17 protein-coding genes are annotated in these 16546 nt (G+C 59.4%); 2 read left to right on the top strand and 15 right to left on the bottom strand.

Annotated elements, in window-relative coordinates:
• Position 1: 1 nt before the first annotated feature.
• From ACSSV8_RS14795 to ACSSV8_RS14785, 3 genes are read right to left on the bottom strand one after another with little or no spacing between them, the layout of a single operon-like run.
• A complete protein-coding gene (locus ACSSV8_RS14795) occupies positions 2 to 859 on the bottom strand; it encodes a MaoC/PaaZ C-terminal domain-containing protein (RefSeq protein WP_009819999.1) in 858 nt (285 codons plus the stop codon).
• A 23-nt stretch (positions 860 to 882) separates the two neighbouring features.
• Entirely contained in the window at positions 883 to 2034 is a 1152-nt protein-coding gene (locus ACSSV8_RS14790; protein ID WP_151975931.1) for a thiolase, read from the bottom strand.
• Positions 2035 to 2037: 3 nt separating this feature from the next.
• Positions 2038 to 2421: a Zn-ribbon domain-containing OB-fold protein gene (locus ACSSV8_RS14785; protein WP_009820001.1), complete on the bottom strand. Its 384-nt coding sequence runs from the start codon at positions 2419 to 2421 to the stop codon at positions 2038 to 2040.
• Positions 2422 to 2517: 96 nt separating this feature from the next.
• Between ACSSV8_RS14785 and ACSSV8_RS14780 the strand changes: the two genes are divergently transcribed.
• Both ACSSV8_RS14780 and ACSSV8_RS14775 read left to right on the top strand, forming a co-directional pair.
• Entirely contained in the window at positions 2518 to 3663 is a 1146-nt protein-coding gene (locus ACSSV8_RS14780; protein ID WP_454282960.1) for a CaiB/BaiF CoA transferase family protein, read from the top strand.
• 18 nt (positions 3664 to 3681) lie between these two features.
• The gene (locus tag ACSSV8_RS14775) at positions 3682 to 4845 is read left to right on the top strand and encodes a CaiB/BaiF CoA transferase family protein (RefSeq protein ID WP_009820003.1); all 1164 of its coding nucleotides are present in this window, start codon (positions 3682 to 3684) and stop codon (positions 4843 to 4845) included.
• A 50-nt stretch (positions 4846 to 4895) separates the two neighbouring features.
• Here ACSSV8_RS14775 and ACSSV8_RS14770 read toward each other — a convergent pair whose 3' ends face one another.
• The 12 genes from ACSSV8_RS14770 to ACSSV8_RS14715 all read right to left on the bottom strand — a co-directional run bounded on the left by ACSSV8_RS14770 (position 4896) and on the right by ACSSV8_RS14715 (position 16461).
• Complete coding sequence (locus tag ACSSV8_RS14770; RefSeq protein ID WP_454282959.1) at positions 4896 to 5822, bottom strand: electron transfer flavoprotein subunit alpha/FixB family protein; 927 nt, start codon at positions 5820 to 5822, stop codon at positions 4896 to 4898.
• On the bottom strand, positions 5822 to 6580 hold the full coding sequence (locus ACSSV8_RS14765; RefSeq protein ID WP_454282958.1) for an electron transfer flavoprotein subunit beta/FixA family protein: 759 nt from the start codon (positions 6578 to 6580) through the stop codon (positions 5822 to 5824). Before ACSSV8_RS14765 ends, ACSSV8_RS14770 begins: the two co-directional genes overlap by 1 nt.
• Before the next feature lie 41 nt (positions 6581 to 6621).
• Complete coding sequence (locus ACSSV8_RS14760) at positions 6622 to 7404, bottom strand: enoyl-CoA hydratase/isomerase family protein (protein ID WP_037240245.1); 783 nt, start codon at positions 7402 to 7404, stop codon at positions 6622 to 6624.
• An 11-nt stretch (positions 7405 to 7415) separates the two neighbouring features.
• Complete coding sequence (locus tag ACSSV8_RS14755) at positions 7416 to 8192, bottom strand: enoyl-CoA hydratase/isomerase family protein (RefSeq protein ID WP_454282957.1); 777 nt, start codon at positions 8190 to 8192, stop codon at positions 7416 to 7418.
• 87 nt (positions 8193 to 8279) lie between these two features.
• Positions 8280 to 9530: an ABC transporter substrate-binding protein gene (locus ACSSV8_RS14750; protein ID WP_454282956.1), complete on the bottom strand. Its 1251-nt coding sequence runs from the start codon at positions 9528 to 9530 to the stop codon at positions 8280 to 8282.
• A 190-nt stretch (positions 9531 to 9720) separates the two neighbouring features.
• Entirely contained in the window at positions 9721 to 10056 is a 336-nt protein-coding gene (locus ACSSV8_RS14745; RefSeq protein WP_454282955.1) for a hypothetical protein, read from the bottom strand.
• Between the two features lie 33 nt (positions 10057 to 10089).
• Entirely contained in the window at positions 10090 to 10902 is an 813-nt protein-coding gene (locus ACSSV8_RS14740; protein WP_454282954.1) for an ABC transporter ATP-binding protein, read from the bottom strand.
• Positions 10903 to 10914: 12 nt separating this feature from the next.
• Entirely contained in the window at positions 10915 to 11988 is a 1074-nt protein-coding gene (locus ACSSV8_RS14735; RefSeq protein ID WP_454282953.1) for a branched-chain amino acid ABC transporter permease, read from the bottom strand.
• Between the two features lie 2 nt (positions 11989 to 11990).
• Positions 11991 to 12878: a branched-chain amino acid ABC transporter permease gene (locus tag ACSSV8_RS14730; protein ID WP_009820012.1), complete on the bottom strand. Its 888-nt coding sequence runs from the start codon at positions 12876 to 12878 to the stop codon at positions 11991 to 11993.
• The gene (locus ACSSV8_RS14725; RefSeq protein WP_454282952.1) at positions 12879 to 14798 is read right to left on the bottom strand and encodes an AMP-dependent synthetase/ligase; all 1920 of its coding nucleotides are present in this window, start codon (positions 14796 to 14798) and stop codon (positions 12879 to 12881) included.
• Entirely contained in the window at positions 14791 to 15597 is an 807-nt protein-coding gene (locus ACSSV8_RS14720) for an ABC transporter ATP-binding protein (protein ID WP_454282951.1), read from the bottom strand. The genes ACSSV8_RS14725 and ACSSV8_RS14720 overlap by 8 nt, the downstream gene beginning before the upstream one ends.
• A 36-nt stretch (positions 15598 to 15633) precedes the next feature.
• Positions 15634 to 16461: an SDR family oxidoreductase gene (locus ACSSV8_RS14715; protein ID WP_454282950.1), complete on the bottom strand. Its 828-nt coding sequence runs from the start codon at positions 16459 to 16461 to the stop codon at positions 15634 to 15636.
• Positions 16462 to 16546 lie beyond the last annotated feature (85 nt).

Genomic DNA, 16546 nt, shown 5'->3' with positions numbered 1-16546 from the left:
CTCACGCGAAACGCGCAGCCCCGTTGTTTAGAACCACCACGTCGCGGGCCGGGATCGAAGCGCGGAACCGGGCCTCGCCACCCTCTTCCCAGATCTCAAACCGCACGGTCTCGCCGGGATAGACCGGGGCGGAAAACCGCACGTCCAGCCCGACAAGCCGGGCGGCGTCATAATCGAGCAGCGATTTGAGGATCGCCCGCGCCGCCAGACCATAGGTCGCAAGGCCGTGCAGGATCGGGCGGTCGAACCCGACCGAACGCGCCACATCCGGGTCGGCATGAAGCGGGTTCATGTCACCGCTAAGGCGGTAAACCAGCGCCTGGCGCGGCAGTGTTTCGATATCGCAGACATGATCGGGCGCGCGGTCGGGCAAGGCCGCCGGGGCCGGGCCGGGCCTGTTTTCGCCACCGAACCCGCCATCGCCGCGGCAGAAGGCCGACATCGCCACGCGAGCCAGCTTGTCGCCGGTGTCGGCGTCAATGATGTCGCGGCTTTGATAGATGACGGCGCCCCTGCCCTCGCCCTTGTCGGAAATGAAGTCGATCCGGGGACGGCCGATGATGTTGCCCTTGACCGGCAACGGTTTGTAGATATCCAGCCATTGTTCGCCGTGCAAAACCTTCTGCCAGTTCACCCCGGTTTTCGGATTGCGCAGCCAGAAGCCCGGATACCCCATCGTGACCGCCATCGAGGGAACGGCCCTCAGCCCATCTTCATAGACGAAGGCCAACTCTTTCCTGTCGGTCGGATCCTCGCCGAACCCGAGGCCGAGCGCATAAAGGATCGTATCCCGCTCGGTCAGCGTCTGCTCGATCTCTTCGAAGTCCCAGTTCGATAGCGCGTCGAAATCCAATGGCATGATATTTCCTCCCTCGATCGCTGTCAGAGCGTGTTTTGCGAACCCAAGATTGCCGTGACCTGACTGGACAGTACACCGCCGTTCCCATGCGCCAGCGCCAGGTCGACATCCTTCAACTGAATGCCGGGTGCATCACCACGGATCTGCCGCGCCGCCTCGATCACGGTGAAAATGCCATACATGCCGGGATGCACACAGGACAAACCCCCGCCATTGGTATTCACCGGCAAGACCCCGCCCGGCGCGATGCGCCCGCCCTCGACAAAGGCACCGCCCTCGCCCTTGGCACAAAAGCCGAGATCTTCCAGAAATAGGATCGTATTGATAGTGAACGCATCGTAAAGCTCGACCGCTTGAATGTCCGAAGGCGACACGCCCGCCGCGGCAAAGGCGCGTGCGCCCGACTCGCGGGCGGCGGTCACGGTGAAATCCTTCATCTGCGATATTTGCCGGTGCGAGCTTTCCGCCGCGCTGCCCAAAACGTAAACCGGGGCCTTAGGGAAGTCCCTGGCACGGTCGGCGCGAACCATCACGATCGCCCCGCCGCCATCGGTGACAAGACAACAATCGCGCACAGTCAACGGATCGCCCACCATACGCGCGCCCAAAACATCCTCGCGGCTGAGCGGGCCGCGCTCGAATGCCTCGGGGTTGTGCTGCGCCCAGGCCCGCGCGGCCACGGCCACATCGGCCAGTTGCTCGCGGGTGGTGCCGTATAGGTGCATGTGCCGGGCCGCTGCCATCGCATAGGCGGAAATCGGATAGCGCGGATTATAGGGCGCCTCATAGGCGGGCGGGCGCGAGGCCGTCACCAGCTTGCCCGACGCGGTGCGCTGGTTGGAGCCATAAACGATCAGCGCCACATCACACAGGCCAGCCTCCAGCGCCATTGTGGCGGAGGTCAGGTAATTCACGAAGGACGACCCGCCCGTCATGGTGCCGTCGATGAACCTGGGCTGAATGCCCAGATATTCGGCCGCCATAAGGGCAGGCATGCTGTCTTCCATCATGGTGCAGAACAGACCGTCCACATCGGACAGCTTCAGCCCCGCATCGCCAAGTGCCGCAAGTGCGGATTGCGCCATGACATCATAGGCCGTCAGCCCATATGCCTCGCCGAAACCCGCGTGCCCGGTTCCCACAATGGCGGATTTTCCCCGAAGTTTAGCGGTCATGAGTTATACCTCCACTGGCTTGAAAAGCACAGCCGGTTGGCCCTCGGCCTCGCCCACGAAGGCTGTCACGGCCATGTCGATGACAATGTCACCGGGGGCAATGCCTTCGACCCGGCTCATCATCCGAACGCCTTCCTCCAGTTCCACCACGCACACGTTATAGTCGCCGCCGCGCTCGGGCTTCTGACGCACGACAGTGGTGGTGTGGACCCGGCCCTTGCCGCTGGCGGGATGCCAAGAGATCGCGGTCCCATGGCAGTGCGGACACAGGACCCTTGGAAAGAAATGATAGGCTCCGCAATCATCGCACCTGGGCAGCATGATCTCCCCGTTTGTCAGCGCGCGTTGGAATATCTGGTCTGGTCCTGTGGCGTCCGGCACCGGCATTCTCCTCAAATGGTCCATTCCTGGTTAATCGTATTGATAATATTTCTAACAGCTGTTAGATTTTGTCAATCCCATAGGTTCACTTGAAAGAACGCCATGTCAGATTCAAGTTCAGCCCCCCTTTCCGGCAAGCTCGTCATCGCGCTCGAACAGGCGGTGGCGGCGCCCTTTTGCTCTTCGCGGCTTGCCGATGCCGGTGCGCGGGTGATCAAGGTCGAACGCAAGGGCGTGGGCGATTTCGCGCGCGCCTATGATACTGCCGCCAACGGCGAAAGCGCCTATTTTACATGGCTAAACCGGGGCAAGGAATCGGTCGCACTGGATATCAAAGCAGCAGAAGATCGCGATATCCTGCTGAAAATGCTGGAAAACGCGGATGTGTTCATTCAAAATCTTTTGCCGGGCGCCCTGGCAAAGCTGGGTCTGGATTCCGCGAGTCTGCGAGAGAGGTTCCCGCGTCTCGTGACTTGCGACATCACCGGATACGGCGAAGACGGCCCGATGCGCAACGCCAAGGCCTATGACCTTCTGGTGCAATGCGAAAGCGGCCTGGCATCGGTGACCGGCACGCCGGACGGGCCGGGGCGGGTTGGCGTGTCGGTCTGCGACATCGCCACGGGCATGACAGCCCATGCCGGGATCTGCGAAGCGCTGATCGGGCGTGAGCGCACCGGCAAAGGTAGCGGCGTTTCGGTGGCCATGTTCGACGTGATGGCCGACTGGATGTCGGTTCCGCTGCTCTATCACGACTATCTTGGCAAACCGACGCCCCGCGTCGGTCTGAACCATACGGTGATCTGCCCCTACGGCGCCTATGAGTGCAAGGACGGTCAGCTTGTCGTCATTACCGTGCAGCACAGCGGCGAATGGCAACGGTTCTGTGAACACATACTGGGCGGTGCAACTCTGGCAGCCGACCCCCGGTTTCATGACAACACGGCGCGAATTGACAACAAGCCCGCGCTCGAAGCGCTCATCAAGACCGTGTTCGCCTCGCATGACCGCGCCGAGATGCTGAAGCTGCTCGACGCTGCGGGCATAGCATCCGGGGCGGTGAACGACGTGGCGTCCCTTTCCGGCCATCCGCAGCTTGACCGATCCACCATCGGCACGCCGTCTGGCGAAATCAAAGTTCCTGCGCCCCCGATTCGGCGCAGCCTCGGAGAGACGACCCTTGGCGCCTGCCCGGCTTTCGACGCGGACGGTAAAGCCATCCGCGCCGAGTTTGACCCTCGTGCATAAAACAGGATGCTCACATAGATGACTGCCGCGCAGAAGCCCGCCATCCTTGATAGCGTGAAGATTATTGATCTGACTTCGGTGGTTTTCGGCCCCCTAGCCACGCAAATGCTGGGCGATCTGGGGGCGGATGTGATCAAGGTGGAAAGCCCCGAGGGAGATCTCTTGCGCCAGGTCCAGCCGTCACGCAACAAGTTGATGGGGGCCGCCTTTCTGGGGGCCAACCGCAACAAGCGTAGTGTTATACTCGACCTCAAGACGCCAGCCGATCGCAACCGTCTCCGCAAGCTGTTGGCAGATGCTGACGTGATGATTTCAAGCATCCGACCGGCAGCGCTTGCCCGACTGTCGCTCGATCCCGACACATTGCGCCGCGAGAACCCGAATCTGATTACGGTATCCGCCACCGGCTTCGGGCAGGACGGGCCCTATGCCGCCAAACCAGCCTTCGACGACATCGTCCAGTCGGTCTCGGGGTTGGCCAGCCTGGCATCAATGCGCGACCCTGAGGCCGCGCCCGCCTATGCTCCGACGATCCTTGCCGACAAGCTTGGCGGCGTCACGGCGGCCTATGCCGTCATGGCGGCCCTGTTCCACCGCGAGCGCACGGGCGAGGCCCAGCATGTCGAGGTGCCGATGTTCGAAACGCTTTCGGCGTTCCTGCTGGTTGAGCACATGGATGGCGCCACTTTCGAGGACACACCACAGGATTTCGGCTATAATCGCATGCTGGTCCCCCACCGCCGCCCGGTTCAGACATCGGACGGGTTCATCACGATCCTGCCCTACACCAACGTGCAATGGGCGCGGTTCTTCAAGGCGGTCGGGCGCGATGACATGCTCGCCCACCCATGGGTTACCGATATGGATACCCGCAGCCGAAACATTGGCGCACTTTACGATCTGGTGGCGCAGATCGCGCTGACACGGACAACTGAAGAATGGCTTGTCCTGATGAAACAGGCCGACATTCCCGCTATGCCGGTGCGAAACCTGTCGGACCTGCCCAGCGATCCTCATCTTGCCGCGACCGGTTTCTTTCAGCAGATCAATCATCCAACGGAAGGCGCCATCTGGACGACACGCCCACCAGTTCGGTTTTCGGCTACCCCTGCAAGGCACGACTACCTCCCGGCCCCTTTGCTTGGAGAACATAACAAAAGCATACTGGGCAAAGGCGAGTAATTCTGCGCCCACGGGAAAGACCCGCCGGGTGGCGGGCCTTCCAGTATCGGTTACAGCTTTTCGGTGAGTTCCGGCAGGGCGGTGAAGAGGTCGGCCACGAGGCCATAATCGGCCACCTGGAAAATCGGCGCTTCTTCATCCTTGTTGATGGCGACGATGATCTTGCTGTCCTTCATGCCCGCAAGATGCTGGATTGCACCGGAGATGCCCACGGCAACGTAGAGGTTCGGTGCCACGACCTTGCCGGTTTGCCCGACCTGCCAGTCGTTCGGCGCATAGCCCGAGTCGACCGCCGCACGGGACGCGCCAACGGCCGCGCCCAGCTTGTCCGCGAGGTTCTCGATCAGCGCGAAATCGTCCTTGGAGCCAACGCCACGTCCACCCGATACGACAATCCCGGCAGAGGTCAGTTCGGGGCGGTCCGAGGCTGCAACCTTGTCCTCGATCCATTCCGACAGGCCGGGGTTGGTCACGGCCGAGATGGTCTCGATGGGGGCTGCCGCCTGTTCTCCCGCCGCGTCAAAGGTCGAGGTACGGAAGGAGATGACCTTTTTCGCGTCACGCGATTTCACGGTCTGGATGGCGTTACCAGCATAGATCGGACGCTCGAATGTGTCGGCATCCACCACGCCCGAGGCGTCGGAAATCACCATCACATCAAGCAGCGCCGCCACGCGCGGCAGCACGTTTTTAGCATCGGTGGTGGCGGGGGCGACGATATGGCTGTAGTCGCCTGCGAGCGACACGATCAGCGCGGCGGTGGGCTCGGCCAAGCGGTGCCCCAGCGAGGCATCCTCGGCCACGAGCACCTTTTTCACTCCGGCGATCTTGGCCGCAGCGGCCCCTGCCGCGGCAGCCGATGCGCCACAGCACAGAGCGGTGACATCGCCCAGTTTGGCAGCGGCGGTCACGGCCTTGGCGGTGGCGTCGAGCGCCAGTTCCCCATCGGTGGCTTCGGCGAGAAGAAGAACAGACATCATACGGCTCCTACTTCCTTGAGTTTCGCAACCAGCTCGTCGACAGAGCCGAGGATCACACCGGCCGCGCGGCTTGCGGGCTCGGATGTGCCGGTAACTTCCAGCCGGGGGGTGACGTCGACGCCGTAATCTGCGGCGGTCTTCTCATCCAGCGGCTTTTTCTTGGCCTTCATGATATTGGGCAGCGACGCATAGCGCGGCTCGTTGAGGCGCAGATCGACGGTGACGATCGTGGGCGTCTTGACCTTGATCGTCTGCAGACCGCCATCCACCTCGCGCGTGACCAGCGCATGATCGCCCTCGATGGCGAGCTTCGAGGCAAAGGTCGCCTGAGACCAGCCCAGGAGCGCCGAGAGCATCTGGCCGGTGGCGTTCATGTCATTGTCGATCGCCTGCTTGCCGCAGAGCACGAGGCCCGGCTGCTCTTCCTCGACGATTTTCGCCAAGAACTTGGCCACGCTCAGCGGCTCGATATCCTGATGCACGTCATCGGCGGCAATCACGAGGATCGCGCGATCCGCGCCCATGGCCAGCGCCGTGCGCAGGGTTTCTTGCGCCTGTTTAACGCCGATGGAAACCGCGATAACCTCATCGGCCTTGCCCGCTTCCTTGAGGCGGATCGCCTCTTCGACGGCAATCTCGTCAAACGGGTTCATCGACATCTTCACATTCGCAAGATCGACACCGCTCCCGTCCGCCTTCACACGGACCTTCACGTTATAGTCGATCACACGCTTGACAGGCACAAGCACCTTCATTGGCATGGTCTCCTTGAGTTTGCGATTTGGCTTCAATAGATCTAGCGATCTTGGAAGCAGGGTTTTCGTTTTTCGGAGAACGCTTTCATGGCTTCGGGAAAGTCATGCGCGCACAGCAGAACGCTTTGGGCATCACGCTCGATTTCCAGTGCTTCAAAATAGCTACATTCCGCCGAAGCGCGCATCACGCGCTTGGCGGTCTGCACGCCGAACATCGGATGTGGGGCAATCTCGTGAGCGATCTCAAGCGCGCGCTGCTCAACCTGTTTGGCCGGAACGCACTCTTCCACAACGCGGAGGTCCTTCGCGGTCTGCCCATCAATCTCGCGGCCCGTGAGCACAAGCATCCGCGCCACCCCCGCGCCGGCGCGTTGCTGAAGAAGCCAGCTCGATCCGGTATCGGGACACCCGCCCACACGGGCAAAAACCTCGCATATCCGGGCATCTTCGGCGGCCACTATGATATCCGCCGACAGGGCCAAGCTCAGACCGGCACCGAACGCGACGCCGCAGACTGCGGAAATCAACGGTTTGCGAAAGAGATAGGCGGCGCGCCCACCATCATGAACCTTGTCGACCATTTCGGATGTGGCCCTCGCGCCCTTGGCGATCTCAGCCTGGAAGCCGACCAGGTCACCCCCGCTGCTGAAGTGTTCGCCACCGGTCATGACCATGGCGCGGATCGTATCGTCCCGTTCGGCCTCACGCAGATACGTGACCAATTCCTCAACGAACGCGATGCTGTAGGGGTTCCGTTTCTCGGGCTGGAGGAAGCGCAGGATACCGACTGGGCCATCCCTGTCCAAGCGAATAAGGTCGGTCATTAAGGTCTCCATCAGGTTCCTGTCCAGACCGGCGATCGCTTTTCGGCAAAAGCCTTCGGTCCTTCGATCGCGTCATTGCTGGCGTAAACGACCTCGTGCAGCCGCTTGCCCGCTTCCAGACCGCCAGCGCAGCCCAAATCCATGGTGGCGCGAACGCTGCCTTTGGCCGCCACCACAGAGAGCGGTGCGGCGCTGGCGATCCGTTTGGCAAGATCGAACGCCCGCGCGCGCACGGCGTCCGGCGTATCCTCGAGATAGTTGGTAAACCCATACCCATGCAGCCGCTCGATGGGCATCAGATCTCCGGTCAAAACGATTTCCATGAGGACAGGTTGCGGCAGCATCGACAGCGCCGGGGCCGCCCAGGGTGAGCCACGGCCAATCTTGACCTCGGTGATGCCGACCCTAGTGCCCTTGAGGCCGACGCGAAGATCGCAATTCAGCGTCAGCATCATGCCCCCCGCCATCAGCGATCCGGTCATGGCCGCGATGATGGGCTTCTTGCAGGCGCGCATCGTTTCATGAAAAGGGTCGCGCATTTTCATCAGGATATCGACGCCTTCGTCGCGCGCGATCTGCCCAGCTTCCTTGAGGTCCAGCCCGGCGCAGAACACGCCGCAATCGGTCGAGGTAAGAATCGCCACGCGGACACTGTCATCGGCTTCGATTGTCTCCCAGGCATCGGTCAGCGCGTTCGTTGCTGCCACCGACAACGCGTTCTTGCGCTCGGGCCGGTCAATGCAAACCGTTGCGATTCCGTCTTCAATCGTCACGTCGATGGGGTTCATCAGCCACGCCTCTCCAAGTCGTAAATTTTTCGGGTTTGATGCCGTGAGGGTTCCCCCGCAGCTGTTGCGCTGCGGGGAAGTCGATACTCATTCAACCGTGAACTTCGCCGAACTTTCTTTGATCACTTCCCACACCACATCGAGATAGTCGGCGCTCCAGTCGGTCAGCGGAACCCAAGTGTCACCGTCCCACTGTTCGACGCGCGTCTTGCCGCCGCCGCCGTGATCCGAGGGCGTGACGGTCACGGGGGCCATCAGGCCATTGGCATCGAAGTTTTCGATCGACTCAAAGGCCGCCTTCATGGTCTCGGGCGTCAGCGGCCAGCCGTTCGCCTTGATCGCCAGCCGCGCAGCTTCGAACCCGGTCGAATAGATGGCCATTCCAGTGTTGTAATAAACGTCGCGAACCAGGCTTTCAGGGCCTGAGCCCTTGCCATCAGCATAGTAAGTCTCGAGCATCGTCTTGACGATCGGCACATCTTGGCCACCGGCAACATTGGTCCCGCGCAGGATGCCCTTGGCCTCTTCCGCTCCAATATTGCTGATATCAACCTCGTTCATCCAGTTCACCGACAGATAGCGGTCGATCGGAAAGCGGTTGCGGCGCATTTCCTTGGACGCAACCACGTGTCCACCAGCCAGAAGCCAGCTGATCACATAGTCAGGCTTGTCGCGTCGGATATTGCTCCAAGCGCCGGACTGGTCAGACCCCGGCAACGGAACCGGATAGAGGTCCAGCTCGAAACCTTCTTTCTCGGAGATGGCCTTCAGAATCTCGATCGGTTCCTGACCGAACGGATAATCCAGATAGATGAAGCCGATTTTTGCGTTTTCGAGATTGCCACCCATTTGCTCCTTGATGAAGGCCACATCGTTTGCCGCTTGCTGCCAGTAGGTCGGCCCAACCGGAAAGACCCATTCGAACACCTCACCGTCCACTGCGTCGCCGCGACCAACAAAAGTTTGCATCAGGATATTTCCGTCTTTCATGGCACGCGGCAGCACCGCGTTGGTCACCGGCGTAGACAGGAAGTAGAAGTTGAAGACACCTTCACGCTTGAGTTGCTCATAACATTCCACGCCGCGCTGGGGTTCGTTGCCATGGTCGCGGACGATAATTTCAACGGGATGGCCTTCGATGCCGCCATTGTCGTTGGTGTACATCGCGAGATCCTGAGCGGCCTGCGCCACCTGTGGCGAGACGAAGGAATAGGACTTGCTGAGGTCAAAGCAAAGGCCAAACCGAATTGGCTCTTCGGCTTGGGCTGATGCGACCGCAGCGCTCGATGCGAAAGCAGTGGCAAGGGCCGCTGCCTTGACGTGCTGTTTGAGTTTCATTTCTCTCTCTCTCCCTTTGGACTGGGTGCGGGGTCTTTTTACTTGTTCCGACGCATCCCCCGCGTGACACTGCGCCTTCTGCCGCCATACCTGCATTAACCGTATTTCGAGGACCTTCCGGGACCACGTTTCAACTGATAACGGTATGTTCGGCAATCCAATCTGTTCGCGAATCCCATACCTGGCTGCTTCATATCTCGATGCGCGTCTGGTCGGTGCCATGGGGGGCGACCGCTAATGCTACTTGGGACACCAGACCTTTTGCATCGAAGTCTTCCAGTGCATCAACTCCTGCGCTGTAGGAGTGCTGCGTAATCGGCAGCCTGCGGAGATCCACAGCGTTCCGCGCGACTCCCAAGATGATCGGATCCATCGCCGCCTGCGAAATTGTTGGTGAGCCAATCGTATAGGGCTTGCAGAGATCGTAAGCGACGCCAACTTCGACGGGCGCGGCCAAAGCCTTGGCACCGGACATAAGACCATCAGTCACCGAAAAAACCGCTAACGCCTTGGCAACTTGTTGCATATTATTCACCTAGAACCTTTACCCTTTCGGATCTCAGTTCAGCCAACGCTTGCGTCGACTGTAATGTTTGACATTATGAAAATCAGTGCCTTCCCCACCGCCAAGATAAAATTCCTGAATGTCGGAATTGGCCTTCAGGGCTTCAGCGGTGCCGTGCATAACCACTCGACCATTTTCAATCAGATATCCTTCAGAAACGATCTCCAGAGCGGCGAGAGCGTTCTGCTCCACAAGAAGAACTGACATGCCCTCCTCCCGGTTGATCTTTTGAAGGATCCCAAAGATCTCGGCCACCAAGAAAGGCGCAAGCCCAAGACTCGGCTCGTCGAGCATCAGCAAACTCGGCTGGGTCACCAGCGCCCGACCTATGGCAAGCATTTGCTGTTCACCGCCCGACAGATAGCCTGACTGCGAATTTCGGCGCTCGGCAAGCCGGGGAAAATAGCTGTATATCTTATCTTTTTCCACATTCAGCTTTGATCGGGACATTCCCTTCGGTGCGGCCGCGGTAAGGTTTTCGTCTGGTGTCAGATGTTCAAAGACACGCCGCCCTTCAATAACGTGACAGATCCCCATCTCCACGCGCTCTTGCGCGAGCATTTCGGTAATGTTGGTCCCCTCGAACGTGATCTCACCCCGGCTGATATGTCCGCGTTCGGACTTTAAAAGACCGCTGATCGCTTTCAAAGTTGTGCTTTTCCCCGCTCCGTTCGAACCCAGAAGTGCGATCATCTCGCCCTTTGGCACTTGAACCGAAACACCTTTGATCGCCAGCATTACGTTGTCGTACAGCACTTCGACACTGTTCATCGCCAGAATGCACGGGGCTTCGACTTTTTCCTGCATCGGGTTCTCCCTTTACTTTCTGAGCTGATCGAAGGGCCAGACCATCAGATAATCCCTGATGTTGCCGTAGAGCTTTCCCAGCCCTAACGGTTCGATCAGAAGAATGATGACGATCAGCGCGCCATAGACCGCGTTCGGGATATGGGCGAGCGTTTCAACGTTGATCTTCATGCCAAGCGCTTGGCTCGTCACGACGACAAAACCGTTCACCAACCCCGGCACCAACAGGATTAGAGCAACCCCGAAGTAAGTACCGATTATGCTCGACAATCCGCCGACGATCACCATCGCAAGTACCTGAATTGATACGTTTACCGAAAACTGCTCCGGTGCCGCCAGAAAGAAGAAGGTCGCGACCAGCAAGGCCCCGCTGACCCCTGCGATGAAGGACGATGTCGCGAAGGCCAGGATCTTGTAGTAGAAACTGTTCACGCCTAGGATCGCGGCGGCAAAGTCCTTTTCCCGCACGGCGACCAGCGCCCGCCCCAGCCCGGTGCGCTTGAGGTTCAGCATGAAGATTGTCACCAGCACACACCAACCAAACGCGACATAATAAAAGCCGGTATCGGAGGTGATCTCCTGTCCGAGCAGCGCCAGCGTCGGCGATTGGAGCGAGGCGTGCGAGCCCCCGGAAATCGCTGGTGAGTGGTTCAGAACCCAGTCCATCACGAACTGCATCGCCAGCGTCGTAAGCGCGAGATAGAGACCTTTCACCCGCAAGGCGGCAAAGGCGAACAGGCTACCTATCACCGACGACGCCAGCCCGCCGATGATCAGAGCGAATTCCCAAGGCACCCCGAACCGCGCAGCGTGAATCGCCGAATATGCGCCGACGGCCATGACGGCGGCATAGCCCAGATGAAGCTGCCCGGCCCATCCCGTCACCAGGTTCAGTCCCAGGGCGGCCGCCGTCCAAATCAACCAAGGCAGCATGTAACTGTTCAGGTAAAGCGACGGTATGATGAACGGTGCCCCAAGTCCGAACAAAAGGAAGAACACCGCCAAATTCCGGTCTGCTGGAACCTTGAACATGCGGCTGTCCGATATGAAGTTGGCGTGATGGACACCGGAAAGTCGATAAAACATCACTACACCCTTTCGATGTCGTGGCGGCCAAACAGTCCGTGCGGACGGATCATGACCGTGAGAATCAGGACTGCGGCGACGATGAGTTCACGACTCCCGCCGCCGACAAGCGGATCGAGAAAATCTGCGCCGACGTTTTCGATAATGCCAAGGATGATCCCCGCAATCACCGCACCCAGAATGCTGTCGAGACCACCCAGAACAGCGACTGTCAGACCTTTTAAGAGCAAGAGCGAAAGCGCCTGATCGACGCCCTGAATTTCGCCCCATATGACACCTGTCGCCAAGGCCACCACCGACGCCAGTGCCCAAGAAAGCCCCACCCCGCGCTCTACCGAAATCCCGACCGACCACGACGCCATGTAATCGTCCGCAATCGCCCGTAATTTAATCCCGGTCCGGGTCCGAAAGAACAGCATGAAGGCAACAAACAGCGCGAGCGCAACTCCGGCACCAACGAGATGGATGCGGCTGATGAAGATATCGCCCAGAAACAGCGGCTCATAGCTGACGCCCAGCTCAATCGGACGCGACGTCCCACCCCAGATGGCAAGCGTCGTGCCCCGCAGGAAAATGTCGAGGCCAAGTGTCAGCATCAGGATCATGACAACAGGACGTCCAGCGAGGCGCCTGAGAGCAACACGCTCGATACCGAAGCCAAGGCCGAACATGAGAACTGCCGCCAACGGAATGGCTAGCCACATCGGCAGACCCGCGTCGCGCGCGAGCGCGAGAACCACGTATGCCCCGAGCATCGTCAGTCCCCCCTGTGCCAGATTTGGCACCGAGGATGCTTTGTAAATCAGCACGAGGCCAATGGCAAAAAGCGAATAGAGCAGACCCGTAAGGGCACCGTTGATCGCAAGCTCTGTCAGAAAGACCCAGTCCATTCATACCTCCCTTATGGGAAGAGTTCGGTCGACCTTCCCCGTTTCACCGGTTTCGTAAGTCACCTGCGCACTTACATGGACCTCGTTAAATCCGTCATAGAGTGCCGCGATAACGTCTGCATAGCGTTCCTGAACGACCTTCCGACGCAGTTTCCTTGTTCGGGTTATTTCTCCATCGTCCGGATCGAACTCCTTCGGCAGACTTACGAAGCGCTTCAGGTGTAGCGGCTCGGGGATGACCTTGTTCACCCGCTCGAAAGCCTCGCGCAGAAGCAGGGCTACCTCGTCGCGTTGCGACAAATCCGAATAGGACACGTAAGGTACACCGTTCACCTCGGCCCAATGTCCTACCGATTCGAAGTCCACACAGATCATTGCCGTCAATTCGTCCAGACCGGCGCCGATCACGGCGGCATCCTTTATATACGGGCTGAATTTCAGCCTGTTCTCGATATAGTTGGGCACATACCGTTCACCGCCTGCCGTGTGCATGACTTCGGACACGCGTCCCAGAACCACAAGATGGCCGTCCTCCTCCAGATAGCCGGCGTCGCCGGAATGCAGCCACCCGCCCTCCAGGGCCTCTGCGCTTGCTTCGGGCTTGTTGAAATATCCCTCGAACACGCTGTCAGAGCGCAACAGGATTTCCCCATCCTCCGCGATCTTCACTTCGACGCCTGGCACGGGTTTGCCAACCGTATGAAGGCGCACCTCCTCTGGTGACTGAATTGCATTGATCGCGCTGTTCTCGGTCTGACCGTAAAACTGGCGCAGCTTGATCCCTAAGGCGCGATAAAATACGAACGTGTCTTCGCCGATCGCCTCGCCGCCGGTGAATGCATTCCTCAAGCGGCTCATGCCGAATTGGTCCTTGATCGGGCCGAAGATGATCGCCTCGCCCAATAGTCGGCCCAATGGTTCCAAGATCCCGCCGCCCTGACCGTTCAGCTTTCGTGTTTCGGCGGCAATAGCCCGGTCCATGAAGAAATGGTACAACCATTTCTTCAATGGGGTTGAGTCCTCCATTCCGACCTGGATTGTTGTCAACATCTGGTCCCAGCTTCTGGGGGCTGCCAGATAGAAGGTCGGCGCAATTTCGCGCATGTCACGAAGGACTGTTTCTTGTCGCTCCGGCACATTCACAGTAAAACGCAGAAGCAACGCGGCTGCGACCGTTATGGCGTAGTCGCCGACCCAGGCCATGGGCAGATAGGCAAGGATTTCCTCGTTTTCGTCGAATGTACCGCCAGCGTGCCCGTTGCGCGCTGCGGCCAGAACGTTCTTTTGGCTCAAAACTATGCCCTTCGGTTTGCCCGTTGTGCCCGACGAGTGCAGAAAAATTGCCGGATCTTCTGGCTTGGTCCGATGCAGGAGGTTTTCGCGCCTATGCGGATCTTCGTTGAGGACGTGCCGACCCACCGCGGTTAGATGGTCCCAGGACATCAGGCCATCAATCTCGTAAAAGCTAAGCCCGCGCGCTTCGTCATAGATAATGTGAGCAATGCCGCGAGCCCCTGCGTCTCGCACCTCAAGGATCTTGTCCACCTGCTCTTGGTCTTCGGCGACGGCCGCGACGATTTCGACCTCGCCAAGGAAATGCTGAAGCTCTTCGAGCGTCGCGCCTGGATAAGCTGGCATCGCATAGCCCCCGAGCAGCGCGACCGCGATCATGCTCATATAGAGCCGGGCACGATTGTCGCCCAGGATGAGCACGGCCTTGCCGGGCGCGACACCGAGCGTTTCAAGACCAGTCGCGCATTCAAGAACCTCTTCAGTATATTCGGCCCAGGTGGTTTCCTTCCAGATGCCGCGTTCCTTTTCGCGAAGCGCGATATCCGTTCCGTGGCGCGACGCGTTCCGCGCCAGCAATGCGCCGAGCGTATTGTCCCCCGAAGACTGCATTTTTGCCCCCTCAACCATGAGACCCTCCGATATAAGCCTCGATGACCCGGGGGTCGTTCACAACCTCCCTCGGAATGCCGCTGGCGATCATTTCGCCATAGTTCAACGCAAGCATCCGGTCACAAATGCCGATGATGACATCCATATGGTGCTCGATCAGCAACACGCTGACGCCGCGTTCCGCCCGCGCATCCAGAATGAAGCGGGACATATACCCCTTTTCTTCCTGGTTCATGCCCGCCATCGGCTCGTCGAGGATCAGCATCTGCGGCTCTGCCACCAGCGCCCGGGCCAGTTCGACCCGCTTTTTTAGCCCGATCGGAAGGCCATCGACCAGCTCGTGCCGGACGCTCTCAAGTTGCAGAAACTCGATCACCTCCTCGACGATTTTACGGTTCTCGATTTCTTCACGCTGAGCCGCCCACCAATAAAGTGCGGTGCGCAAAACGCCCGGATTCATGTGGATATGCCGCCCGAGCAGGATGTTGTCGAGAACGCTCATCCCGTTGAACAGGGCGAGGTTCTGGAATGTCCGGGCGACCCCGAGCTTTGCAACCTTGTGAGGCGTCGTGCCGGTGATGTCCTTGTCGGCCAGTCGGACTGTCCCCACATTCGGCGGGAAAAACCCGGTGATCGCGTTGACAAGCGTTGTCTTGCCACTACCATTCGGACCGACGAGGCCAAAAATTTCGCCCGCCCGAATGCAGATATCCACACCCGTGACAGCGACAATACCGCCAAACCGGCGCTCGATCCCGCTGCACTCCAGTATCGCACGATCACCGATGCCGATTGCTGATTTGCTTTTTGCTGTCATCTAATCCTGTTGTCCCCACTAGGTTCGTAGCTTGCGTCAGGAAATCCGGAAATAATCCGGTCTGCCTGTTGGCCAGGGATCTCCCCACAACTGCTGACCGCCGTCTATGTTCAAAACTTCACCGGTCACAAATTTCCCTGAATTGGCCGCCATATAAACAACGCCTTCGGCAACATCCCATTCGTCGCCTGCATGCCGCATCGGATTCGAGTCCTGAAAGGTTGCCGCACCATCCTCGGGATAGCGACTGAAACCAGTACTCTCGCAACAGCCCGGTGCCACACAATTCACACGGATGCCGTGCGGTGCCCATTCGACCGCGACCGACTTGGACAGGTAGATCACCCCTGCCCGCGCCGCACAGGTATGCGCGATGCCCGGCATCCCGCGCCAAATATCGGCCACGATATTCACGATAGAGCCGGGACGCTTTTGCTCGACCCAGCGGCGCGCGGTGGATTGCATCATCCACCAGGTTCCGTTGAGGTTGGTGTCGATGACCGCGTTCCAGCCTTTTGGGGAAAAATCCAGCGCCGCCTGGGGAAACTGTCCTCCGGCATTGTTCACCAGAACGTCAATCGAACCGAATTCCCGATTGACCTCACCGACAAAACCCTCGACCCGTTCTGGGTCGCGGATGGTCATGGGCATGGCAAACACATTGCCGCCAAAAGTTTCGAGAAATTCCTTGGCCGAGGTCAGCTTTTCCGCGTCACGTCCATTGATCGCAAGACTGGCACCCAACCTGGCGAACAGGACCGCAATGGCCAGACCCAGACCACCGCCAGCGCCGGTCACGACAACGGTTTTGCCCGCGAACAAGTCGCTGGCATATACGGTTGCGCGTGCCGCTAGGTGCTCCATCCCGGATGATCACGTTTCTCCTCGGCGATCCGCCCTCTTCATGGCAAGATCGGTCCTGAGAGACATTTGGACGGAGGCGCGGACA

The sequence above is a fragment of the Roseovarius sp. MBR-79 genome (genome assembly GCF_053628555.1).
The sequence above is the reverse complement of the archived record's forward strand: the minus strand, read 5'-3'. Positions and strand labels throughout refer to the sequence as shown.

Bases quoted from the DNA above. Each gene is read 5' to 3' on its own strand.
- ACSSV8_RS14720 (WP_454282951.1), bottom strand. From the start codon at position 15,597: ATGACAGCAAAAAGCAAATCAGCAATCGGCATCGGTGATCGTGCGATA.
- ACSSV8_RS14715 (WP_454282950.1), bottom strand. From the start codon at position 16,461: ATGGAGCACCTAGCGGCACGCGCAACCGTATATGCCAGCGACTTGTTC.
- ACSSV8_RS14765 (WP_454282958.1), bottom strand. From the start codon at position 6,580: ATGAAGGTGCTTGTGCCTGTCAAGCGTGTGATCGACTATAACGTGAAG.
- ACSSV8_RS14740 (WP_454282954.1), bottom strand. From the start codon at position 10,902: ATGCAGGAAAAAGTCGAAGCCCCGTGCATTCTGGCGATGAACAGTGTC.
- ACSSV8_RS14735 (WP_454282953.1), bottom strand. From the start codon at position 11,988: ATGTTTTATCGACTTTCCGGTGTCCATCACGCCAACTTCATATCGGAC.
- ACSSV8_RS14780 (WP_454282960.1), top strand. From the start codon at position 2,518: ATGTCAGATTCAAGTTCAGCCCCCCTTTCCGGCAAGCTCGTCATCGCG.
- ACSSV8_RS14795 (WP_009819999.1), bottom strand. From the start codon at position 859: ATGCCATTGGATTTCGACGCGCTATCGAACTGGGACTTCGAAGAGATC.
- ACSSV8_RS14745 (WP_454282955.1), bottom strand. From the start codon at position 10,056: ATGCAACAAGTTGCCAAGGCGTTAGCGGTTTTTTCGGTGACTGATGGT.
- ACSSV8_RS14755 (WP_454282957.1), bottom strand. From the start codon at position 8,192: ATGAACCCCATCGACGTGACGATTGAAGACGGAATCGCAACGGTTTGC.
- ACSSV8_RS14725 (WP_454282952.1), bottom strand. From the start codon at position 14,798: ATGGTTGAGGGGGCAAAAATGCAGTCTTCGGGGGACAATACGCTCGGC.
- ACSSV8_RS14770 (WP_454282959.1), bottom strand. From the start codon at position 5,822: ATGTCTGTTCTTCTTCTCGCCGAAGCCACCGATGGGGAACTGGCGCTC.
- ACSSV8_RS14790 (WP_151975931.1), bottom strand. From the start codon at position 2,034: ATGACCGCTAAACTTCGGGGAAAATCCGCCATTGTGGGAACCGGGCAC.
- ACSSV8_RS14750 (WP_454282956.1), bottom strand. From the start codon at position 9,530: ATGAAACTCAAACAGCACGTCAAGGCAGCGGCCCTTGCCACTGCTTTC.
- ACSSV8_RS14775 (WP_009820003.1), top strand. From the start codon at position 3,682: ATGACTGCCGCGCAGAAGCCCGCCATCCTTGATAGCGTGAAGATTATT.
- ACSSV8_RS14760 (WP_037240245.1), bottom strand. From the start codon at position 7,404: ATGACCGACCTTATTCGCTTGGACAGGGATGGCCCAGTCGGTATCCTG.
- ACSSV8_RS14785 (WP_009820001.1), bottom strand. From the start codon at position 2,421: ATGCCGGTGCCGGACGCCACAGGACCAGACCAGATATTCCAACGCGCG.
- ACSSV8_RS14730 (WP_009820012.1), bottom strand. From the start codon at position 12,878: ATGGACTGGGTCTTTCTGACAGAGCTTGCGATCAACGGTGCCCTTACG.